The organism is Shewanella sp. KT0246, from assembly GCF_019654955.1.
Classification (GTDB): Bacteria; Pseudomonadota; Gammaproteobacteria; order Enterobacterales; family Shewanellaceae; genus Shewanella; species Shewanella goraebulensis.
In genome coordinates this window covers 175,777-196,035 of the sequence record NZ_BPEV01000001.1, presented here as the reverse complement: position 1 = coordinate 196,035, position 20,259 = coordinate 175,777, and the positions used below count along the sequence as shown (strand labels likewise).

The 20,259-nt window shown below is 40.0% G+C and carries 21 protein-coding genes and 1 tRNA gene; 10 read left to right on the top strand and 12 right to left on the bottom strand.

Translation table 11 applies throughout. From position 1 onward, the window contains the following. Positions 1-90 precede the first annotated feature (90 nt). Positions 91-1,323 (top strand): multifunctional CCA addition/repair protein, encoded by a 1,233-nt coding sequence (locus K5Q58_RS00925; RefSeq protein WP_220751648.1) that lies wholly within the window; start codon positions 91-93, stop codon positions 1,321-1,323. A gap of 283 nt (positions 1,324-1,606) precedes the next feature. Beyond that, the gene (locus tag K5Q58_RS00920) at positions 1,607-1,873 is read left to right on the top strand and encodes an Lpp/OprI family alanine-zipper lipoprotein (protein WP_102529730.1); all 267 of its coding nucleotides are present in this window, start codon (positions 1,607-1,609) and stop codon (positions 1,871-1,873) included. A 264-nt stretch (positions 1,874-2,137) separates the two neighbouring features. Here K5Q58_RS00920 and K5Q58_RS00915 read toward each other — a convergent pair whose 3' ends face one another. The 4 genes from K5Q58_RS00915 to folB all read right to left on the bottom strand — a co-directional run bounded on the left by K5Q58_RS00915 (position 2,138) and on the right by folB (position 4,945). Then, entirely contained in the window at positions 2,138-2,959 is an 822-nt protein-coding gene (locus K5Q58_RS00915) for an SAM-dependent methyltransferase (protein ID WP_220751647.1), read from the bottom strand. Between the two features lie 108 nt (positions 2,960-3,067). Then, positions 3,068-3,868 carry an undecaprenyl-diphosphate phosphatase gene (locus K5Q58_RS00910; protein ID WP_220751645.1) on the bottom strand — a complete coding sequence of 267 codons (801 nt, stop codon included), beginning with the start codon at positions 3,866-3,868 and terminating at the stop codon, positions 3,068-3,070. Between the two features lie 105 nt (positions 3,869-3,973). Beyond that, entirely contained in the window at positions 3,974-4,477 is a 504-nt protein-coding gene (folK, locus tag K5Q58_RS00905; RefSeq protein ID WP_220751643.1) for a 2-amino-4-hydroxy-6-hydroxymethyldihydropteridine diphosphokinase, read from the bottom strand. 114 nt (positions 4,478-4,591) lie between these two features. Then, complete coding sequence (gene folB / locus K5Q58_RS00900) at positions 4,592-4,945, bottom strand: dihydroneopterin aldolase (RefSeq protein WP_220751641.1); 354 nt, start codon at positions 4,943-4,945, stop codon at positions 4,592-4,594. A gap of 240 nt (positions 4,946-5,185) precedes the next feature. Here folB and plsY point away from each other — a divergent pair, with 240 nt between their 5' ends. Next, the gene (gene plsY / locus K5Q58_RS00895) at positions 5,186-5,803 is read left to right on the top strand and encodes a glycerol-3-phosphate 1-O-acyltransferase PlsY (RefSeq protein ID WP_220751639.1); all 618 of its coding nucleotides are present in this window, start codon (positions 5,186-5,188) and stop codon (positions 5,801-5,803) included. Between the two features lie 96 nt (positions 5,804-5,899). Here the strand turns inward: plsY and tsaD are convergent, their stop codons facing one another. Continuing rightward, the gene (gene tsaD / locus K5Q58_RS00890) at positions 5,900-6,913 is read right to left on the bottom strand and encodes a tRNA (adenosine(37)-N6)-threonylcarbamoyltransferase complex transferase subunit TsaD (protein WP_220751638.1); all 1,014 of its coding nucleotides are present in this window, start codon (positions 6,911-6,913) and stop codon (positions 5,900-5,902) included. A gap of 239 nt (positions 6,914-7,152) precedes the next feature. Here tsaD and rpsU point away from each other — a divergent pair, with 239 nt between their 5' ends. The 5 genes from rpsU (at position 7,153) to K5Q58_RS00865 (ending at position 11,915) form a co-directional block, all read left to right on the top strand. Next, a complete protein-coding gene (gene rpsU, locus K5Q58_RS00885) occupies positions 7,153-7,368 on the top strand; it encodes a 30S ribosomal protein S21 (RefSeq protein ID WP_055024252.1) in 216 nt (71 codons plus the stop codon). Positions 7,369-7,375: 7 nt separating this feature from the next. Beyond that, positions 7,376-7,819, top strand: coding sequence for a GatB/YqeY domain-containing protein (locus tag K5Q58_RS00880; protein ID WP_220751636.1), 444 nt, complete (start codon positions 7,376-7,378; stop codon positions 7,817-7,819). 83 nt (positions 7,820-7,902) lie between these two features. After that, positions 7,903-9,627, top strand: a complete 1,725-nt coding sequence (gene dnaG / locus K5Q58_RS00875) for a DNA primase (protein WP_220751634.1) — start codon at positions 7,903-7,905, stop codon at positions 9,625-9,627. Between the two features lie 150 nt (positions 9,628-9,777). After that, positions 9,778-11,610, top strand: coding sequence for an RNA polymerase sigma factor RpoD (gene rpoD, locus K5Q58_RS00870; RefSeq protein ID WP_220751632.1), 1,833 nt, complete (start codon positions 9,778-9,780; stop codon positions 11,608-11,610). 228 nt (positions 11,611-11,838) lie between these two features. Continuing rightward, a tRNA-Ile gene (locus tag K5Q58_RS00865) sits at positions 11,839-11,915 on the top strand. An 85-nt stretch (positions 11,916-12,000) separates the two neighbouring features. Here the strand turns inward: K5Q58_RS00865 and K5Q58_RS00860 are convergent. Then, on the bottom strand, positions 12,001-12,816 hold the full coding sequence (locus tag K5Q58_RS00860) for a hypothetical protein (RefSeq protein ID WP_220751631.1): 816 nt from the start codon (positions 12,814-12,816) through the stop codon (positions 12,001-12,003). Positions 12,817-13,072: 256 nt separating this feature from the next. Between K5Q58_RS00860 and K5Q58_RS00855 the strand changes: the two genes are divergently transcribed. Beyond that, complete coding sequence (locus tag K5Q58_RS00855) at positions 13,073-14,023, top strand: helix-turn-helix transcriptional regulator (protein ID WP_220751630.1); 951 nt, start codon at positions 13,073-13,075, stop codon at positions 14,021-14,023. A gap of 75 nt (positions 14,024-14,098) precedes the next feature. On the opposite strand, the gene K5Q58_RS00850 is transcribed toward K5Q58_RS00855, so the two are convergent. Next, positions 14,099-14,830, bottom strand: a complete 732-nt coding sequence (locus K5Q58_RS00850; RefSeq protein WP_220751629.1) for a DUF599 domain-containing protein — start codon at positions 14,828-14,830, stop codon at positions 14,099-14,101. Positions 14,831-15,008: 178 nt separating this feature from the next. Then, positions 15,009-16,460 (bottom strand): NAD-dependent succinate-semialdehyde dehydrogenase, encoded by a 1,452-nt coding sequence (locus K5Q58_RS00845; RefSeq protein ID WP_220751706.1) that lies wholly within the window; start codon positions 16,458-16,460, stop codon positions 15,009-15,011. Between the two features lie 256 nt (positions 16,461-16,716). Here K5Q58_RS00845 and K5Q58_RS00840 point away from each other — a divergent pair, with 256 nt between their 5' ends. Continuing rightward, the gene (locus K5Q58_RS00840) at positions 16,717-17,061 is read left to right on the top strand and encodes a DUF3634 family protein (RefSeq protein ID WP_220751628.1); all 345 of its coding nucleotides are present in this window, start codon (positions 16,717-16,719) and stop codon (positions 17,059-17,061) included. 50 nt (positions 17,062-17,111) lie between these two features. On the opposite strand, the gene K5Q58_RS00835 is transcribed toward K5Q58_RS00840, so the two are convergent. From K5Q58_RS00835 to K5Q58_RS00820, 4 genes are read right to left on the bottom strand one after another with little or no spacing between them, the layout of a single operon-like run. Beyond that, complete coding sequence (locus tag K5Q58_RS00835; protein WP_220751627.1) at positions 17,112-17,657, bottom strand: DUF3833 domain-containing protein; 546 nt, start codon at positions 17,655-17,657, stop codon at positions 17,112-17,114. Next, positions 17,657-18,424, bottom strand: a complete 768-nt coding sequence (locus tag K5Q58_RS00830) for a chalcone isomerase family protein (protein WP_220751626.1) — start codon at positions 18,422-18,424, stop codon at positions 17,657-17,659. The genes K5Q58_RS00835 and K5Q58_RS00830 overlap by 1 nt, the downstream gene beginning before the upstream one ends. 1 nt (position 18,425) lies before the next feature. Next, a complete protein-coding gene (locus K5Q58_RS00825; RefSeq protein WP_220751624.1) occupies positions 18,426-18,950 on the bottom strand; it encodes a DUF2878 domain-containing protein in 525 nt (174 codons plus the stop codon). Positions 18,951-18,953: 3 nt separating this feature from the next. Beyond that, positions 18,954-20,225: a cyclopropane-fatty-acyl-phospholipid synthase family protein gene (locus tag K5Q58_RS00820; protein ID WP_220751622.1), complete on the bottom strand. Its 1,272-nt coding sequence runs from the start codon at positions 20,223-20,225 to the stop codon at positions 18,954-18,956. Between the last annotated feature and the right edge of the window lie 34 nt (positions 20,226-20,259).

Below are 20,259 nucleotides of genomic sequence, written 5' to 3'. Positions count from 1 at the left end.
TTCAATTTGTACTGTAGTTAACCACCTGCAATATTGATTGATACTAAAATATAAACTTTATGAATTAATTCGATCAGGGTAAAGACGTTTATGAAAATCTATCTAGTGGGCGGTGCAGTTCGAGACGCTCTTTTATCTTTACCCATAAAAGATAAAGACTATATGGTCGTAGGTGGCTCAACAGAAGAAATGTTTGATTTGGGCTATAGCCAAGTAGGCAGAGACTTTCCTGTATTTTTACACCCTAAAACACAACAAGAATATGCCCTCGCCCGTACAGAACGAAAAAGCGGTCAAGGATATGGCGGCTTTAGCTGTGAAGCCAACAAAGAAGTCACACTAGAACAAGACCTACTTAGACGAGACCTTACGATTAATGCTATGGCTCAAGATGATGAGGGCACAATTTTTGATCCTTATAATGGCCAGCGAGACCTTAAATTACGTTTGTTGCGTCATGTTTCTGATGCGTTTGTTGAAGATCCGTTAAGGGTATTAAGAGTTGCCCGCTTTGCAGCTCGATTTGCCCATCTTGGCTTTGATATTGCTGATGAAACCATTGAACTAATGAGACAAATAAGTGATTCAGGAGAGCTAGATTACTTAACGCCAGAGCGTGTTTGGCAAGAGCTAGATAAAGCCCTCAGCACAGAAAACCCCGAAGTGTTTTTTCAACAATTGAGAAAGTGCGGCGCATTAAAAGTGCTTTTCCCTGAAATTGATGCGCTATTTGGTGTACCACAGCCAGAGAAATGGCACCCTGAAATCGATTCAGGGATCCACACTATGATGGTGCTGCAGTCTGCAACTCAGCTAACAGATAAAAAAACGATTCGTTTTGCAGCATTAGTTCATGACTTAGGAAAAGCAATCACCCCAAAAGAGTTGTGGCCTAAACACCATGGTCATGGGCAAAAAGGTTTACCTGTAATTAAGAAGCTATGCCAACGAATTAAAGTTCCTAACGAGTTCAAGGAGCTTTCTTTACTCTGTAGCGATCAACATCAGAACATTCATAATGCCCAAGAATTAAGACCTGAAACCATCATAAAAATATTCGATAAAGGCGACTTTTGGCGAAAGCCACAACGTTTAGATGATTTACTTATTTGTTGCCATGCAGATATTCGCGGTAGAACAGGATTTGAAGCAGTTGAATATCCACAAAGTGATTATTTAAAACAGTGTTACCAACTCGCCAAAGATATAGATGTACAGCAAGTTATTTCTGAAGGATTTAGAGGCGCTGAAATAAAACAGCAATTATCAACTCGTAGAGTGGAAGCTATAGGCTTATATAAGCAATCTATAACTAAAGTTTGAGTATTCAATAATCAATGGTCGAAAAAGAGTTTGGCATTATTTAATAGAAATAGTACTAACGGATGTTAATTCTGTTAAACCTCAGACTAATAAATAAACACCTCTTTGAGGATTAATTGATAAATTTATGAAGAAATTTGCTTCAATCTATTAGATTTACGAAGTTTTTTGTCATATTTATTGGTTTTTGGTATAGCAAAATCTAAAAGCTGTGACATAATTAAAGCGCTGCTGAGCAATATGCTTCAGCAATTTATTACAACCTATAATGAAGGGATTTTCCATGAACAAGAAAGTACTAATGATTGCTGGTGTTGCTATGACTGCTCTTTTAGGTGGCTGTGCAAACACTACTGCTTTAGAAGAAAGTGTTGCTAATCTAGGTAACAAAGTAGATCAACTATCTGCTGAAGTTAGCTCTTTAAAGTCTGATCAAAGCAAACTTGCTGCTGATGTTAAAGATACTAAAGCTGCAGCTATGGACGCACAAGCTGAAGCGTCACGTGCTAACGACCGTATCGACAACATGGCTTCTTCTTACAAAAAGTAAGAATACATGAAAATTAGCTTATTTATATAGGTTGATTATTAGGGCTTGATAATAGTAATAGCACTAAGTGTTTATTACCATTTCAAGCCTTAATTGTTTTTAGGCTTTATTAAACTCATTTCTATTACACCCAACCTCTTTTAGCCTAAGCCTTTAAACCAGTCACATTGAACTAAAAGACCAATAACCCACCTTTGCCTTCGATACTGTAATATTTCAGTTAACAAATTTTAGAAGCAACAGTTTCCAATACAACAAACAATACTATTTTACTTTTGCCGTAAGTAACAAGTAATCAAATTCCAAACCTGTCACCGGCTTTTGTTTAATGTCATGTTTGAGTTCGTCATTAATTCGCCAGCCCAGATTATTCATGTCTAATAATGTCATTGCTTGTTCACCTGTGACATCTGCCGTAAAATTAATCGATGTTGATTCTATTAATTCAATATCTTTAGGTAAATTTAATTGCTGAGGTTTTTCAGATAAGTTGTCATAAATTTTTTGCTTTAATTGCCACAAGTGCCTTGGTGCAGGAACCAGCATTAATAAAACACCCTCTTTTTTAAGGATCCTTAAACACTCTTTTCCTTTCAGTTGCGCATCAAATAAGGTAACCACATCTAGTGATTGATCAGAGAAAGGTAGTTTCTTAAACGGACTCAATAATAAATTTGCAGGTGTATTATCTTTACTCGCGGCAAAAAGCGCATTATTTGCTTCTGAAACACCCCAATGAGTGATTTCATCGTTATCAGCACTTTGGGCTATTGAACGTAAATAAAAACCGTCAGCACACTGATAGTTCAGATGGTTCACATCTTTTATACCCTTAATAGCCTTATTAAAAACGGCTGACAGCTGCTCAGTTAAAGGTGCAAAAATACCTGAAGCCATTAAAAAGCGTTTTGAACGTAATTGATCACGACTCTCACTTGAGCCTTTAAACTTTGGTGACGTTACAAACGACCAGTATCCTTGAGCGTTTTTATCAAAATGATGTTTATTATCACAGTAATAGCCCTTTGATGACTCATGAAAGTGAAGCTTTGCAGCGCAGGTTGGGCAATTCAGGATTGAGTTCATAGCGAGCAGACTTCCTTTGGGGTTATTACTATCATCAAAAAAGATAAATTAAACAAAATAAAAAACGGGTAAAATACCCGTTTTTTTTGGTCTGACTGAACGTTTATTTTACAGGAAAATAAAACCACATAATACAGCACCTAGCATTAAGCGATACAGCACAAATGGCGTCATACCAATTTTACTGATGATTTTCAAGAAGAAGAAAATACAGGTATAAGCGGCGACAAATGAAACGGCGATACCAAGTAGAATCTCAGTGTAGTTAAAAACAACATCGCCCGCTAAAGCATCTTTACTCATCAATATTGCCGCGCCTAAAATCACCGGAATCGACATTAAAAACGAAAAACGTGCAGCAGCGTCACGATTAAGCCCTAGCATTAATGCCGCTGTAATGGTGATACCTGAACGTGACGTCCCTGGGATGATTGCCATTGCTTGGGCAAAGCCAATAAGCAAAGCTTTGCGCCAGCCAGTTTGGTACTCTGTTAATTCATTTCGCGCCATTTTATCACCTACCCAAAGCATTAAGCCGAAGATAACAGTGGTGATAGCAATAACACCAGGTCCACGTAAGTATGTTTCGATTAAATCTTTCGCCATAAAACCAAAAAATACCGCTGGCAATGTCGCTAAAATAATCCACCAAGCTAATTTACTGTCTTGGGTATGCACACCTTTAAATATACTGTTAATCCATGCGGTTAACATCGCCCATATTTCTTTTCTAAAATAAATAACTACGGCCAACAACGAACCAATATGCACGGCAACATCAAAAGCTAACCCTTGATCTTCCCAACCTAAAATTTGTGAAGGTAAAATTAAATGTGCTGAGCTTGAAATAGGTAAAAATTCAGTAAGCCCTTGAATAAGAGCTAATATAATGACCTGAAGCGTGTCCATGGTGTTCCTTTAAAAATGTACTTATTATTTAAATAATATATTGAAAGTGAGCTGATTTTTGCTCGCTATCGCGAAATAGGCGTATCCGACTAAGTAATTGACGAGCTATTTAGAAACTAGTTGCGGAAAGGCAAACTCGATCGGCCAGATATTCTGACTCGACTTATCATAGCTATCCCATAGGTCTTGATACGACTGTTGTGTGATAGGGTGTGCCAGCAACGGGGCAATCTCGGATAAAGGCCATAATACAAATGCATTATAAAGAATCTCACCTCGAGGAAGCTCAATAGGCTGATGACAAACCTCATCATCGTAAAGCAGTAAATCTATATCTAAACTCCGAGGGCTAAACTTTTTTTCGCCCCGGATACGTCCATTTTGTTTTTCAATTCGCTTAAATGTGGCAACAACGTCAGTAATACTCATATCAGTATCCGCTGCAGCAACCATATTTAAGAAATTTGTACCTTGAAAACCAACCGCTTCACTTTCGAACATTCTTGATAGCGTAAGCTTGCCAAAATATTGATGTAAATCCACTAACCCTGAATGCATATGTTCCACAGGATCAATGTTGGTTCCCAAACTGATATAAATACGTGCCATTAACTAATCCGGTAATATACAGAGTAAATATGAAAAGTTGATTAATTGAAGCATGGAAACTGTCAATTAAATGTGATGATGGACTTTCAGACCTCACCACGATATAAAACTGTACTAAATATGACCACGTTCAATGACAACGCCAACTGATTTTGCCGTTGGTACCGCTCCAGGTTTCATAACAGCGACCTTAACCCATAAAACATTAAATTCAGACATTAAACACTCAGCAGTCATCTCTGCGACTGTTTCTATGAGTTCTATTGGTTTTTCTGTGATTAATGCCGTTAGCCGATTTGAAACTGTCTCGTAGCAAAGTGCATGTTGATAATCGTCTGACGCAGCAGCAAGCTTATTGTCCCACGCCATATCAAGATCGATAAGTAAGGTTTGATGAATTTGCTTTTCCCATTCATAAATACCAATTACTGTTTCTACTTTTAGCTCGCGAATTAAAACTTTGTCCATGTGAACTCCACGCTTTACACTTCTTATCATAAAAATTTCAGCTTAAAGGGCTGAAAATCACATCAAATAGCAGTTATTATAGTTTTAGCCTTTTTCCTGAGCAATTAAAGCAGTAGGATAGCGGCTGCACTTAGCAATATCAGATAGTTTAAAAGAGCTTATTAACCCTGTAATTACAATTAATCTCTTATGAAATTAATGAATGGGCGATAATACCCTAAGACGAGTAAGGAAACCAATTTGAGCGCTGTTACAATCACGATTCTGATGATTATAACCGCCTACTTAGCCGGTTCAATTTCAAGTGCCATTCTTGTATGCAAATTACGAGGATTGCCGGACCCGCGTTTAGAAGGCTCAGGAAACCCAGGGGCAACTAATGTGCTTAGGATTGGTGGTGCCAGTTCTGCAGGTTTAGTGTTATTTTTTGACATGCTAAAAGGTGCAGCGCCTAGTTATTGTGGCTATCTTTTAGGCCAAGACGCAGTTTCACTTGGCTTAATTGCCATCGCAGCTTGTCTTGGTCACATTTTCCCTATCTTCTTTAATTTTCAAGGTGGTAAAGGTGTCGCTACGGCTTTTGGTGCCATGGCCCCCATTGGTGGAGATTTAGCGCTATCATTAATAGTTACTTGGATTGTGTTTGTCTTAGTGACACGTTATTCATCTCTTGCAGCTATTCTGACCGCAATGCTTGCCCCTATTTATACATGGTGGCTAGATGACAGATTTATCATTCCTGTCGCTATGCTATCTTTGTTAATTGTCATAAGGCACAAAGATAATATTAAACGTTTAAGGATTGGTGAAGAAAGTAAGCTGTCACGCAAAAAGAAGACCAATAATGAACAAAGCTGATTAAGCGATTGATTGAAGATAGTACCTTTACGGTAGTTATCAGCTTAAACGAAAAAACCTAAGCCATGGCTTAGGCTTTTGTCTTTATATCTATCGTTATACCGCTGCTAAGGTATCTAATGGCCAGCGTGGTTGACCTTTAACTTCAAGATCTTCTGTTTGACCCGCCTTTAAGCGCTGTAAACCAGCATAAGCGATCATCGCACCATTATCAGTACAAAACTCACCACGAGGATAAAACACTTCACCATTTAGTTGTTGCATCATTTCAGCAAGGTTTTCTCTTAAACGGCTATTAGCGCTGACTCCACCTGCAACCACTAAACGGTTATAGCCAGTTTGTTTTAATGCACGTTTGCATTTAATCGCTAAGGTATCTACAACGGCTTCTTCAAACGCACGAGCAATATTAGCGCGAGTTTGTTCATCATCAGGTTCTGCGGCAATGGTATTTGCGGTAAATGTTTTCAAACCAGAAAAACTAAAATTAAGCCCTGGTTTGTCAGTCATAGGCCGTGGGAACTTGTAACCTGCTTCTACTCCCTTTGAAGCTAGCTTGGCAAGTCTTGGGCCTCCTGGGTAATCTAAGCCCATTAACTTAGCGGTTTTGTCAAAAGCTTCACCTGCCGCATCATCGACTGACTCACCTAAAACTTCGTATTGGCCAATACCATCCACTTTAACCAACATTGAGTGGCCGCCAGATACTAATAAGGCTAAGAAAGGAAACTCTGGTGAATCATCTTCAAGCATTGGCGCTAATAAATGCCCTTCCATGTGATGCACCCCAATAGCAGGTTTATCCCATGAATATGCTAAAGAACGGCCAACACACGCCCCCACCAATAATGCACCAATTAAACCTGGGCCTTTGGTAAAAGCAATACCATCAATATCATCAACCGTTGAATTCGCTTCTTTTAAAGCTTGCTTAATCAAAGGTACAATTTTTCGAACATGGTCACGAGATGCTAGCTCTGGTACCACGCCACCATAGTCAGCATGTAATTTTACTTGGCTATATAATGCATGTGACAACAACCCTTGCTCATCATCAAAAACGGCAATTCCAGTTTCATCACAAGACGTTTCAATACCTAAAACCCGCATAGCAGCTCATATTCCTAAAATTGTAAGGGCGGCAATTCTACCTGTTGATGCAGCGTTATTCCAGTAAAGCTCGACTATCTGCAAAAATATGACAAGCGAATTACACAAACTCAGTTATAAAGGGGGTTTACAAATGCACATATCTCGGTGTAGAATTCCGCACCATTTTATTAAATAGCCTTGGTTAATCTACCTTTAATGGTAGTGCCAAATTAACTACACCTAAGGGGTGATGGCGTATGCCAATTATTAAAGTACGTGAAAACGAACCATTCGACGTAGCTCTTCGTCGTTTCAAGCGCTCTTGTGAAAAAGCTGGTATCTTAGCTGATGTTCGCGCTCGTGAATTCTACGAGAAGCCAACTTCTGCACGTAAGCGCGCAAAAGCTGCCGCTGTTAAGCGTCTAGCTAAGAAGCTTTCTCGCGAAAACGCACGTCGCGTACGTTTATACTAATCTCATTATGAGCCTAGTTGAACAGCTAAAAGACCAGATGAAAGAAGCCATGCGTGCCAAAGATAAGGCACGTTTGGGGACTATTCGTATGGCATTGTCTGCCGTTAAACAGATTGAAGTGGATACCCGCGAAACTCTGACCGATGAACAGACAATAGCCGTTTTAACCAAAATGGTGAAACAACGTCGCGATTCTATTACTCAATACGAGTCAGCAGGTCGCCCGGAGTTAGCAGCAACTGAAGCAGCAGAGATTCAAGTTATTGAAACTTTCTTGCCTTCTCCTTTAACAGAAGAAGAAGTTGCCGCAATCATTGATGAAGCTATCTCTAAGGTAGGAGCATCAACCATGGCGGATATGGGCAAAGTAATGGGAGCATTAAAATCTAAGGTTCAAGGACGTGCAGATATGGGTGCCATTGGCGGCCAAATTCGTGCTAAATTAAACTAATAGATTTTTAGTGTTGAATAAGCCGTGCATTTTGCGCGGCTTGTTTGTTTTATCTACTTGGTAATGCGAGACCTATAGCATATATGGCGATACCTCGTGACTTTATCAATGAGCTTATAGCTCGCACAGACATTGTTGATCTAATTGATCATCGTGTTCCTTTGAAAAAAGCAGGGAAAAATCACTCTGCATGTTGTCCTTTTCATAGCGAAAAATCTCCTTCTTTTACTGTCAGTCGAGATAAACAGTTTTATCACTGCTTTGGTTGTGGTGCCCATGGCAACGCCATCGATTTCATTATGGAATACGATAGGCTTGAATTCGTTGACGCCATCGAAGAACTCGCAGGTAAATTAGGATTAGATGTACCAAGAGAACAAGGTACTGGTCCTAAAAAAGATCAAGGTTTGAGTCGCGACTTATACCAATTGATGGAAGAAGCTAATCTCTTTTATCAAAGCCAGTTACGTCAGCACTCAGACAAACAAAAAGTATTAGATTATTTAGATTTCAGAGGACTTTCAGCCAATGTGGTTGAACACTTTGGAATAGGTTTTGCGCCTGACGGCTGGGACGGATTACTTAGTCGTTACCGCCAAAACCAATCAGCGCAAGACAAGCTACTTACAGCAGGCATGTTAATTGCCAACGATAACGGCAAACGTTACGACCGCTTTCGCGATCGATTAATGTTCCCTATTCGTGACCGTCGTGGTCGTGTAGTTGGCTTCGGTGGTCGAGTTTTAGGCGATGGAACACCGAAATACTTGAATTCTCCAGAAACGCCCATATTTCATAAGGGTAATGAGCTTTACGGCCTTTATGAATTGAAGCAAAGACATAGAGACCCTCAACAAGTATTGATTGTTGAAGGTTATATGGATGTAGTTGCGCTAGCGCAATTCGACGTTGATTACGCAGTTGCATCCTTAGGTACTGCCACTACAGCTGAACAATTCCAGCTATTAGTACGTAGTGCAAAAGAAGTCATTTGTTGTTATGACGGCGATAAAGCTGGCAAAAAGGCGGCATGGCGTGCATTAGAAACTGCCCTGCCTTTATTAAAGCCTGGTGATGTTGTTAGATTTATGTTTTTACCACAAGGTGAAGATCCAGATACTATGGTTCGCCAAGTCGGTAAAGAAGGTTTTGAAAAGTTAATGCTCGATGCGCTTGATTTACCTGCATTTTTATTTGAGACATTAACCAATCAATACGGTACCGACAAAAGTGCTCTGGCTAAAGAAGCCATGTCGCTTATTGAACGAGTACAAGATACTGTTTTACAGAATTTATTGTTAGAAAATCTTGCGCACAAGATCGGTATGAACAGCGCAGATGATTTAAAGAAAAAATTAGGTTTTGCCGTAAAACAACAACAACCTATGAATAAAAAGGGCTTACAAGGCCGCGGAACTCCATTGCGATTAGCCATTGCTTTGTTAGTACAGCGACCTGATTTAGGTTATGGCTTAGGTGCCCAACCTGCATTAGCTCACATACAAATTGCTGGCATTGATTTGCTAATTGATTTGTTAAATTTAACTCGCGAACAACAGTTTAACAGCGCACAACTACTTGAGATATATCGAGAGCACGAGCAAAAAGGTGCCTTGATTAAATTGGCCCAATGGGACCACCAAGTGGCGGATGAAAACTTAGTTCAAGAGTTTAAACAAACCCTGATCTGGTTGAACAATCAATATATTGAGCAGCGTTATCAGGAATTGAGTCTTAAACAAACTCTAACGAAAGCTGAAAAAATTCAGCTAACGAAGCTGATTTCAATAATGAAAGGCATCGCATAACTGCATTTTTTATTTTAAAAATGTTCAGTTAAGCAATGTCATGGACTAGCGTACTTTAGTTCATACAGCTATAATTGACGATTTGCTTGACACTTATGCTTCGGCAGGTGTCCAGTCGTTATTTCAGTTTCCCCAACTTGGATGATATCTATGGAGCATACTCCGCAGTCGCAACTTAAATTGTTGCTTGCTAAAGGTAAAGAGCAAGGTTATTTAACCTATGCTGAAGTCAATGACCACTTGCCAGCTGACATGGTCGATTCAGATCAGATTGAAGATATTGTCCAGATGATCAATGACATGGGCATCCGCGTTTACGAACAAGCGCCAGATGCCGATGATATCATGATGTCTGAGGACAACACCGATGAAGATGCAGCAGAAGAAGCAGCAGCAGCACTTGCAACGGTAGAGAGCGAATTAGGTCGTACAACCGATCCAGTACGTATGTACATGCGTGAAATGGGAACGGTTGAACTATTGACCCGCGAAGGCGAAATCGTCATCGCAAAACGTATTGAAGAAGGTATTAATACGGTTCAAAGTTCTGTTTCAGAATATCCGCAAGCCATTGCGATGATTCTCGAACAGTTTGATAAGTATGAAGCGGATGAGCTTCGTTTAACTGACATCATTGCAGGTTTCGTTAACCCAGATGACGACGATGTAGCCCCTACAGCTACACACGTTGGTTCTGAGTTATCTGAAGAAGAACTTGAAGATGAAGATGATGACGGCGACGAGGACGATGAAGAAGAGGAAGGCCCAAAAGGTCCATGTCCTGAAGAAGCTAAAGAGAAGTTTACTCAATTACGTGAGACTTATGAAAAAGGTCTGTTAGTTATTGAGAAGAAAGGTCGTGACCATCCTGAAGCTATTGGTGCTTTGTTTGTTATCGGCGAACTCTTTAAAGAATTCCGTTTAATTCCAAAACAGTTTGATCGCTTAGTTAAAAGCATGCGCACCATGATGGATCGCGTACGTGTTCAAGAGCGTTTGATTCTTAAATTATGCGTTGAACAAGCTAAAATGCCTAAGAAAAACTTTGTTAAGTTCTTCACTGGCAACGAAACCGATTTAGCTTGGTTCCATGCAGAAAAAGATAGCAATAAGCCTTATGCTGAAGGCTTAAGAATGGTTGAAGAAGACGTTGTTCGTTGCAGCACTAAACTCGCTGCAATCGAAGAAGAAACCGGCTTAATCATCCGTGCAATTAAAGACATCAACCGTCGTATGTCAATCGGTGAGGCAAGAGCTCGTCGTGCGAAGAAAGAAATGGTTGAAGCAAACTTACGTCTAGTAATTTCTATTGCTAAAAAGTACACCAACCGTGGCTTACAGTTCTTGGATTTGATTCAAGAAGGTAACATTGGTTTGATGAAAGCAGTAGATAAGTTTGAATACCGTCGTGGTTATAAGTTCTCGACTTATGCAACATGGTGGATCCGTCAAGCAATTACTCGTTCTATTGCTGACCAAGCACGTACTATCCGTATTCCAGTACATATGATTGAAACGATTAACAAACTAAATCGTATTTCACGTCAAATGCTACAAGAAATGGGTCGCGAACCAACACCAGAAGAGTTATCTGAGCGCATGTTAATGCCTGAAGATAAGATCCTTAAAGTGTTGAAGATCGCTAAAGAGCCGATTTCAATGGAAACACCAATTGGTGATGATGAAGATTCGCACTTAGGTGACTTCATTGAGGATAATACTTTAGAGCTTCCTTTAGACTCAGCTACAAGCGAAAGTTTAAAGAATGCAACTCACGAAGTCTTAGCAGGCCTAACTGCTCGTGAAGCTAAAGTATTGCGTATGCGTTTTGGTATCGATATGAACACCGACCATACTCTTGAAGAAGTAGGCAAGCAGTTTGACGTAACACGTGAACGTATTCGTCAAATTGAAGCGAAAGCGTTACGTAAACTACGTCACCCTTCTCGCTCTGAAATCTTAAAATCGTTCTTAGACGAGTAAGTCCAAAAAAGACGAGTAAGTCAGAAATAGAGTTCAAACAAAAGGCCCGCTAATAGCGGGCTTTTTATTGTTAAAAATCAGAGAACTCTGGCACTAATGAACTCAAGATTGATTAACAGATAACCAAACAGCTCCAAGAAGTGAGTTTCTAGCAAATTCAGTGGTGACAAGCAGTAATAAACTTCGTATACTTCCCTCCGCTTTTGATAGTGACGACTGTCTTAAGTCGGCCCCTTAGCTCAGTTGGTTAGAGCATACGACTCATAATCGTCAGGTCCCCAGTTCGAGTCTGGGAGGGGCCACCAATTTTGATAAGCCGCTTAAAGAAATTTAAGCGGCTTTTTCATATCTAAAAATTGGTTTAATGCTTCAATATTTAGTTCAGCTAAATTAGCTTTGACGTGTAAAACGATATGATTGGATTTGCACCTCTTCACCTTTCGATTGAATAAAACTGTCTACTAGAAAAACATCTTTTCCAACAAATCTTAGCTCAAGTCTCATTGTAGAACGCTCATTACCAGAATAGGTAGAGCCATTGACCCCAACAGGGTAATAGCTATAACGGCCTTGGTCATCGACTTCACCGACAAACCTCATATTTTCGTTACCGTTAAACTCTGTCATAATCTGATAACCGTCTTCTGGACTAAACGCTAAATCGACTTTGCCACTTAAGGACTGTACTTCTCCGTTCATTTGGACATTATCTACACTCAATTGTGTTTTTGTTGTTTTTAATAGTGCACCATTTGCACTCGCTGAGGCTTCGACTCTGTTCCCTTCATCATTTAGCGCCCAAATATTGACTTGCCACTCCCCGCTAAAATGATCAAGTTTGTCCCAAGATTGCGGTGTAGATTTTACAGCCGTTTGGGCGTCACTCACTTTACTTTGAGGGAGTCCATTAATATTGATATTTTTATTACCATTTTCATTGCGGTAATCTTCTCTATCATTAGCATAATCAGCACTTGCCCCAGCCAAACCACCTGCAGCACCTCCTATAGCGGCACCTTTTAACGCTAAGCTCGCATCACCTGCTGCAGCGCCCATAGCAAGTCCTAAAATAGCGCCACCCGCAGCTCCTGTTTTTAAGCCGCGATTATTGCCGCTACCATCTTCATTTACTGCACCACTGCTTGCGCAACCACTCAGGAATGACACACTTGCCACTAACACTAAAACTTTTGCTGATTTGTTCATGGTTTTACCTCAAAAAATGTTGCTGCTTGTTTAATGTTTGTCATTAGAACAAATGCAACATGATTAAATGAGGGCATGATGCGGAAAAAAAATTTACCCAATGCCTAGATAATGAACTCTAGTAGATGATAATTTAATGAGTAGCATTCAAAGGGCTAATTCCAAGGGCTATTTCAAGGGCTTTTTCAAAGCGCTTTCTCAAAGAATTATTTCACTGGGTGATTTCACAAGGCTATAAGCTAACTTAAGGAATACGATGACTGTTCAGAGTTTTAGCGATATTGCAGAATATATCTTGCAGCGACGCAACGAGGCCGGAGATTCACAGGAATCCCTTGCTTTAAAGCTCGCAGAATACGACTCTTTGTTTGAAAATGTCGATGCACTCACAATCAGCCGTTGGGAACGTGCAAAGATAAGCCCTAATCTTAGAAGACAAGTGGCACTAATAGAGTATTTTAACGATCAACCTCAACAATTATTGTGCGACGCAGCTTTTGAGTTAAAGCAACTTCCTTCTTTAGATAGCTTTAATAAAATGATCGAACAGCAATTCCATTACAACCATGTAATGGGTGCCCACCCTTATATCTCACAAGATACTGTCAGTTTCGATAAGCTCTGCAAGCAAGCTGATGAGGCTGAGCAAATGTATGGCTGGATAGCCAATTACCACTCTAACTTGACCAAAGGTCGCGAGTACTGGACTCAAGACTTTATCAAAGCTTTAGCCGAAGTTGAGTCAACTGAAGTATCTTTTTATTTAGTTAACGGAATACTGGCTGGGCATATCTTTATAGTAAAAGTCAGCGAAGATACCTTTGCAAAACTGTCCGATAACTCTCTTAAAGATAGTCAGCTAACACCTGATCACTTAATCGATGAATATCTACCAGGTTGCCTTTATATGCTTAGTACTTACTTGGGAGGCAAACACGTAACCGAAGACTTTCTTTCACAATTACTTGTTACATTGGCAAAGACAGAAACCAACATTGCTTTTGGCTACAAGGCTCGCTCTGATATCGGCGTTAAGTTAATGGACTTTTTAAGCGGTGAAGTTGTTTCTTTAGGTGAAACCCTTACTGAAAAAATGCAAGGCGCAAAGTATCAAGGAAAACGCCGTAGCTTTGTTTCCTATAAACTTAATAGACAAGAATTAATTTCCAGTAGCCTATTCCTCAATTTAACTCGAAGTTGTGTTTAGATTCATACCATCTCACAGCTATGGTTATAAAATTAAAAGCAAAACTAACAGTGATTAATTTTAGCAGTAGTTAATTTAATTTTGATGCTGTTTTTCTTTCAATGATTGAGCAATTTCTAGATGTGTTTGAGCTGCCGTAATCGCTCTTACAGCACGAGATTTAAATTCACGGCGATACAAGGTATATACCACCAGCAAGCTGGCAACAATAAGTAATAATGGATTCCAGAACCAACACAAAGCCGCCATAGAGAAGTAATAGCTTCTAAGGCCATAGTTGTATGAGTGAGCGGCTTGATCGCCCACAGTAGCCATTTGGCGCGAGTAAGCAGCTAAATTTTTATCCATTCCAGTTGGATCAATCGGCGCAGCACCTATCATCACATTTAAAAAACCATATTGACGCATTGACCAAGTAAATTGAAAAAACGCTAATACGAAAATACCCGCAAGCAGTGCTAATTTAACCTGAACTAACGCATGGTTTGGCTCTGCGGCAAATGGGATTGAGCTGATCACATCCTCAAGTCGCTCAACTTGCGCAAAAAGCGTTAATACACCCGCTAAAACCAGTAAGGTAGTTGAAGCAAAAAAGGCAATATTGCGTTCTAAGTTTGCCAGCAGCGATGCTTCACCCACTCGAATTTCTTTTTTCATGACCTCAGACATCCAATGAATGCGATGTTGGTGCAAGCAGCGAGCAATGCAGTTAGTGTTTTTAGCTTTCTTACGGGCAAATATGGTGTAGCCCATCCAGCAAGAAAAAAAGCACGTTAACGCTAAAATATCGAGTAAGGAAAAAAGCATAGTTCTCAATGTATTATTTCAAGTATGGTTAATTATGCATCACATCGCATAAGGCATAAATAGCGATTGAGAAATTAGACGTACTTTTTCAAAAATACACATCTACTCAATCTTTAAATCAAGCCTCTAAATTAAGGGACTAAATTAAGAGCCTAAATCAAGAGTTTAAACCAAGTGCCTAAATCGATAAACAAACGTACTTCATCTCTAAATACTCCTCTAATCCATGCCTTGAACCTTCTCGGCCGATACCAGATGACTTTATTCCGCCAAATGGTGCAACTTCTGTAGAAATTAAGCCAGTGTTCACTCCCACCATGCCAAACTCTAAAGCTTCAGACACTCGATAAACCAAGCCGATATCTCTGCCATAAAAATAAGCCGCTAAACCAAAGTCAGTATCATTGGCCATTTCTATCGCTTGTGCTTCATCATCAAACTCAAAAATAGGCGCTACTGGCCCAAAGGTTTCTTCTGCTGCTAACTTCATTTGCTGATTAGCATTACCAATGATTGTTGGTTCAAAGAAATGTTTACCAAGCTCATGCCTTTTACCACCTAAAAGCACTTCACCACCTAAAGCCACTGCATCTTGAATATGTGAAAGCACTTTATCAACCGCTGCTTGGTTAATTAATGGGCCTATAACACTGTCATCATCGACCCCATTACCTACTCTTAATTTAGTAACCGCATCAACAAACTTCTCGGTAAATTCCTTAATCACACCTGACTGAACATAAATTCGGTTGGCACAAACACAAGTTTGCCCTGCATTTCGATACTTAGCTTGAATAGCACCGATAACCGCCGCATCAATATCGGCATCATTAAAAACAATAAATGGCGCATTGCCACCTAACTCTAAAGACAGCTTTTTGATTGTAGGGGCGCATTGTTGCATTAATTTTACCCCCACAGCTGTTGAGCCAGTAAAAGACAGCTTTCTGACCACTTTACTACTACACAGGACCTCACCAATTAACTTAGCATCACCCGTAATGACATTGAACACACCAGCAGGAATTCCTGCTCTTTGAGCAAGTACCGCTAATGCCAGAGCGGTAAAAGGCGTATCAGGGGCAGGTTTGACTATCATGGTGCAACCTGCGGCCAAAGCAGGTGCTACCTTACGAGTTATCATGGCAAGGGGGAAATTCCATGGCGTAATTGCAGCGGTAACACCAACTGCTTGTTTAATTACCGAAATCCTTTTATCAGGCTGGTGCCCAGGGATAGTTTCACCGTAAACGCGTTTTGCTTCTTCAGCAAACCATTCGATAAACGAGGCGCCATATGCTACCTCGCCTTTAGCTTCGGCAAGCGGTTTACCTTGCTCTAGCGTTATAATCAGTGCGAGCTCTTCAGTGTGAGCTTGGATAAGTGAATGCCATTTCATTAATACAGTTTGGCGTTCTTTAGCCATTAATGCTTGCCAAGGTGCTAATGCAGCTTGAGCTGCTATCACTGCTTGATTCGTTTCTTTAACGCCCATTTGTGGCACCGAGCCAATGACCTCATTGGTCGCGGGATTAATAACTTGTTCAGTCTGCGCTGAATTAGCATCACACCACTCACCATTGATAAAGGCTTGCTGCCGAAAAATCGATATATCTTGTAGTGATGTCATCGCATCTGTCCCTAATGTTAATTCTACTAACGAATGTATATTGGCTAATAATAAGCTCAGCATTAGCTTAAGTTAAGCCTTTTATATTAACCAACATTGCGGTGTTTAACGATTATAAGTCCACCAAACTCGATTTAAGTTTCGAGATAGAATTAACAAGTGTGAACTGGGTTTGAAAGCTACAAATAAAATTGCATTATTGGGATAGCAGAGTATCTTAAATATTGAAGACGTTGTTCTATAGAAGGAATTAAGCATGGTTGAAATGGGTTTTAAAGTATTCTTTGTACTGGTTTTTTTCGTTATCGCCTACAAACTTATTTTTTCAGGTTCTAGAGGGTTAAAAATATTTGAGATGCATTTTAAGGATGGAAAACTCAATAGACATTCAGGAAAAATCCCTGAACGTTTCTCTCGTGAGTGTAAAGCTATCGCCAAAGCGGAAAAGCTAACATGTACTATCAGAGCTGAAAAGTTAGGTGATGTCAGATTACATGTTTCGGCTAACGTGGGTGATAAATTGACCCAGCGTATTAGGAACGTATTCCCGTTTGAGTATTACGATAAAAAACAACCTGATAACTCTAAGTTAAAAGGCTAACTTACAGGCTGGCAACCAAACATCACTCAGATAATCTAGCGCTCGTTACCTCAAGGCTGTTTTTGAATCACTAAGGTAACTTGCGCCACTGTCACACCAAACTTAATGATGTCACTTTTATTAATGATGGTATTGTCATCGACTAAAAACATCCAATCATCGAAATAGACTTCGTATTCTGAATCATCCACGACTAAATTCATCTCGTAAGCCCAGCGAAGTGCACTCCCCTTTGCTTCACCTGTGGCGATGCCAGTAATATCATTGGCCGTACCTTCATACTTACCGTCGCCTAAGTCGGTAATGTGCCAAATACGTGTTTGCTTCTCGCCATCATCGTAAATAAAACGCTCATCGATGATTCCTTTATTGCCTTGCCAACTCGCTTCCATAGTAACCGTAAACTTGCGTGTTACTGTGCCAGAGTAATCCTGTACGATACCTGCAGCCGTTAGATTGCCGTCGAAGAATGTCTGTAGGTTTAATATTGGCGTGGTTTTGTCATAATCCTCTATAGATGCTGAAGAGCAAGACATTAATGTCAATGCAGCTAACGCCACCAAGCAATAGGATTTAATTTGGCTGAATTTTTTCATTATTTAGTGGCTCCAATCAATTCTTGACGAAGTTCCGGTCTGCTTGTTTGCTCAGATAACCAAATATCTAAAAATGCTGCAGCAAAACCCGGCTCTTGGATAATAGGTAGAGCTTGGTCATTGAAATAAAATTGCCCTAAATTTTGGTTGTGCATCATAAAGCTCAACTTATCGCCTTCTTTAACATCAGGCCATGCTTGCTCAATTTGTTGTTGCAATCTTGCTATATCTTGATTATCGATGCCTATGTGTTGCCACTGGTCTACAGTGGCTTCAATTAAATCTTCGGCTTCGATATCACGGTGATACTCGATCTCAAGTTTCAACGGAAATTGGTTCTGCTGATATTCACCATCTACGGACATCAACTTGGCGCTGTAAATTGAAAACCAAAGTAAATCCATATCGGCCTCACCCACCATTTGCATAGTATCGAATGAAGCTTCAATCTGAGTAGAGCTGTGGAGTTGTGTTTGGCTGAGTGTGTCGCTTTTTATTAGTGAATTATTTATTGGAGAACGACTTTCTGATGAAGTGTTAGTTCGTAAATCAATACCTTGCGGTTCGGTTAACGGAGAAATGTCTGCAATATTTTCAGCAAAAGTAATTGGTGTAATAAAAACCATTGAACTAGTCACAACTAGTAATCTTGTTAACTTTAATGAGCTTAACAACCTACTAAAAGATAAATTAACCTTGCTTAGCAACTCATGACTATTCAGCATATCGTTTTCCCCAATTAGAGTAATGTCTTCACTAAAACTCATACTAAATACTCTTTTCAAATACTGTTCTAGAATGCTTCAAACCAATAATGTTGGCTAAGTGTAGAAACATCGGAAATAGTAAGCTCCAAATGATAAATAAACCTAGAGCCGAAACCAGCAACCCATGTGGTAAGTCAACGGCGCCGAGGTTAGCTCCACCAATGTAACTCAAACTGCCAAAAATCCCGCCCAACAAAGACTGTGCAGCGATGGGTAAATGATTAAATAACCCCAAGCTGTAGTTCAATGAAATCGCAAAATAGCCCCAAAGTAGCCCGAGCCATAAAGGGAATACTGCAAACTCAAAAAAGCCTGACATTGTCAGTAAAGAGTCAACAAGTACACCTAGCAAACCACAAATAAACAATACTTTTACGTCATGCCTTTTTTGTTTACTGACAACAAAATGCCAAACAATCAGTAAGGCTGGAATAATAACTAATTGATTTCCAGCAAGCACTCCGGCCCACCAAATCACTTGAAAGGCACAAGCGTTAATGATGTTTGTATGGCCAGATAGAAGCATGATTTAAGCACCGCTTGCTAAAGTTGTGCGATATTGTGGTCGCACCGCAACAAGGTGCACAGTGCTGGTGGTACGTTCTAAGAATCCACCTTCACAGTAACTCAAATAAAATTTCCACATGCGGATGAAATCATCACCATAGCCTAACTGCTTAATCTGTTGTTGCGCCTTATCAAAACGTTCATGCCACTGATTGAGGGTTTGTGCATAATCTTTGCCCATATCGTCAATGGACCAAACCACCATATCGGTCTGCTTGGCGATATGCTTATTCATCTCACTCACCGACGGTAAACAACCACCAGGGAATATATAGCGTTGAATAAAATCAACGCTTTTACGGTAACTGTCGTAGCGTTGATCCGCTATGGTAATAGCTTGAATTAGCATGCGGCCATTTGGTTTTAACAATGTTTCTAGTTTTTTAAAAAATCCAGGTAAGTATTCATGCCCAACCGCTTCAATCATTTCAATTGAAACCACTCTGTCATATTCGCCCGTCAACAAACGGTAATCTTCTTTTAACAGGGTGACTTTATTGCCAAGGCCTTCTTGCTCCACTCTCGCAACAGCATAGTCGTACTGTGCATCTGATATGGTTGTGGTTGTTACATCAACATCAAAATGCTTGGCAGCATATATTGCTAAAGCGCCCCAACCTGTACCGACTTCTAACAAAGTTTGACCGGGTTTTAAATCTAAACGTTCACAAATGGTATGTAGTTTATGCAGCTGCGCTTCTTCTAGGCTTGCTCCGCTGTGCGGATATAGTGCACTTGAATAAAGCATTTCTTTATCTAAAAACTGCTCATACATCGTATTACCCAAATCATAGTGGGCCAAAATGTTGCGCTTAGACCCCGCAGCAGAGTTGCGATTAAAAACATGAGTCAGTCGGTTCATTCCAACGCTAAACCATGAAAAGTAACGCTCAATGTTATCCAGCAAAGCAAGATTACGTGCAAACAACTGCACCACTTTAGTCAAATCAGGACTAGACCAATGACCTTGGATGTAAGCTTCACCTGCTCCAATAGAGCCGCCCCAAATAATCTGTTTATAAAAACTTGGATGAGAGACTTGTATCGTTGCATGTAAATCGGATTCAAAATCACCAAAAGAAAGGCTTTGCTCTGCAGCGGATTTGCCGTCAGAGCTAACTATTGTTAAATAGCCACCAGAGAGATGTTGTAATGCACGTAATAAAATCTTCTTTGCAAAACCGTCTGAGATAGTCGCTTGTACTAAGCTTGCATTCGTTGCTGTATTTTCCATGTATCTCTCCGCTTCCTACTTAATGCTTCTGTAT

What these genes read in the sequence shown, in the direction of transcription:
- dnaG (WP_220751634.1), top strand. Translation starts at nt 7,903, where the DNA reads ATGGCGATACCTCGTGACTTTATCAATGAGCTTATAGCTCGCACAGAC.
- folB (WP_220751641.1), bottom strand. Translation starts at nt 4,945, where the DNA reads ATGGACAAAGTTTTAATTCGCGAGCTAAAAGTAGAAACAGTAATTGGT.
- K5Q58_RS00850 (WP_220751629.1), bottom strand. Translation starts at nt 14,830, where the DNA reads ATGCTTTTTTCCTTACTCGATATTTTAGCGTTAACGTGCTTTTTTTCT.
- K5Q58_RS00925 (WP_220751648.1), top strand. Translation starts at nt 91, where the DNA reads ATGAAAATCTATCTAGTGGGCGGTGCAGTTCGAGACGCTCTTTTATCT.
- K5Q58_RS00860 (WP_220751631.1), bottom strand. Translation starts at nt 12,816, where the DNA reads ATGAACAAATCAGCAAAAGTTTTAGTGTTAGTGGCAAGTGTGTCATTC.
- rpsU (WP_055024252.1), top strand. Translation starts at nt 7,153, where the DNA reads ATGCCAATTATTAAAGTACGTGAAAACGAACCATTCGACGTAGCTCTT.
- K5Q58_RS00825 (WP_220751624.1), bottom strand. Translation starts at nt 18,950, where the DNA reads ATGCTTCTATCTGGCCATACAAACATCATTAACGCTTGTGCCTTTCAA.
- rpoD (WP_220751632.1), top strand. Translation starts at nt 9,778, where the DNA reads ATGGAGCATACTCCGCAGTCGCAACTTAAATTGTTGCTTGCTAAAGGT.
- K5Q58_RS00840 (WP_220751628.1), top strand. Translation starts at nt 16,717, where the DNA reads ATGGTTGAAATGGGTTTTAAAGTATTCTTTGTACTGGTTTTTTTCGTT.
- K5Q58_RS00820 (WP_220751622.1), bottom strand. Translation starts at nt 20,225, where the DNA reads ATGGAAAATACAGCAACGAATGCAAGCTTAGTACAAGCGACTATCTCA.
- K5Q58_RS00920 (WP_102529730.1), top strand. Translation starts at nt 1,607, where the DNA reads ATGAACAAGAAAGTACTAATGATTGCTGGTGTTGCTATGACTGCTCTT.
- K5Q58_RS00835 (WP_220751627.1), bottom strand. Translation starts at nt 17,657, where the DNA reads ATGAAAAAATTCAGCCAAATTAAATCCTATTGCTTGGTGGCGTTAGCT.
- K5Q58_RS00880 (WP_220751636.1), top strand. Translation starts at nt 7,376, where the DNA reads ATGAGCCTAGTTGAACAGCTAAAAGACCAGATGAAAGAAGCCATGCGT.
- K5Q58_RS00910 (WP_220751645.1), bottom strand. Translation starts at nt 3,868, where the DNA reads ATGGACACGCTTCAGGTCATTATATTAGCTCTTATTCAAGGGCTTACT.
- folK (WP_220751643.1), bottom strand. Translation starts at nt 4,477, where the DNA reads ATGGCACGTATTTATATCAGTTTGGGAACCAACATTGATCCTGTGGAA.
- K5Q58_RS00915 (WP_220751647.1), bottom strand. Translation starts at nt 2,959, where the DNA reads ATGAACTCAATCCTGAATTGCCCAACCTGCGCTGCAAAGCTTCACTTT.
- tsaD (WP_220751638.1), bottom strand. Translation starts at nt 6,913, where the DNA reads ATGCGGGTTTTAGGTATTGAAACGTCTTGTGATGAAACTGGAATTGCC.
- K5Q58_RS00830 (WP_220751626.1), bottom strand. Translation starts at nt 18,424, where the DNA reads ATGAGTTTTAGTGAAGACATTACTCTAATTGGGGAAAACGATATGCTG.
- K5Q58_RS00845 (WP_220751706.1), bottom strand. Translation starts at nt 16,460, where the DNA reads ATGACATCACTACAAGATATATCGATTTTTCGGCAGCAAGCCTTTATC.
- K5Q58_RS00855 (WP_220751630.1), top strand. Translation starts at nt 13,073, where the DNA reads ATGACTGTTCAGAGTTTTAGCGATATTGCAGAATATATCTTGCAGCGA.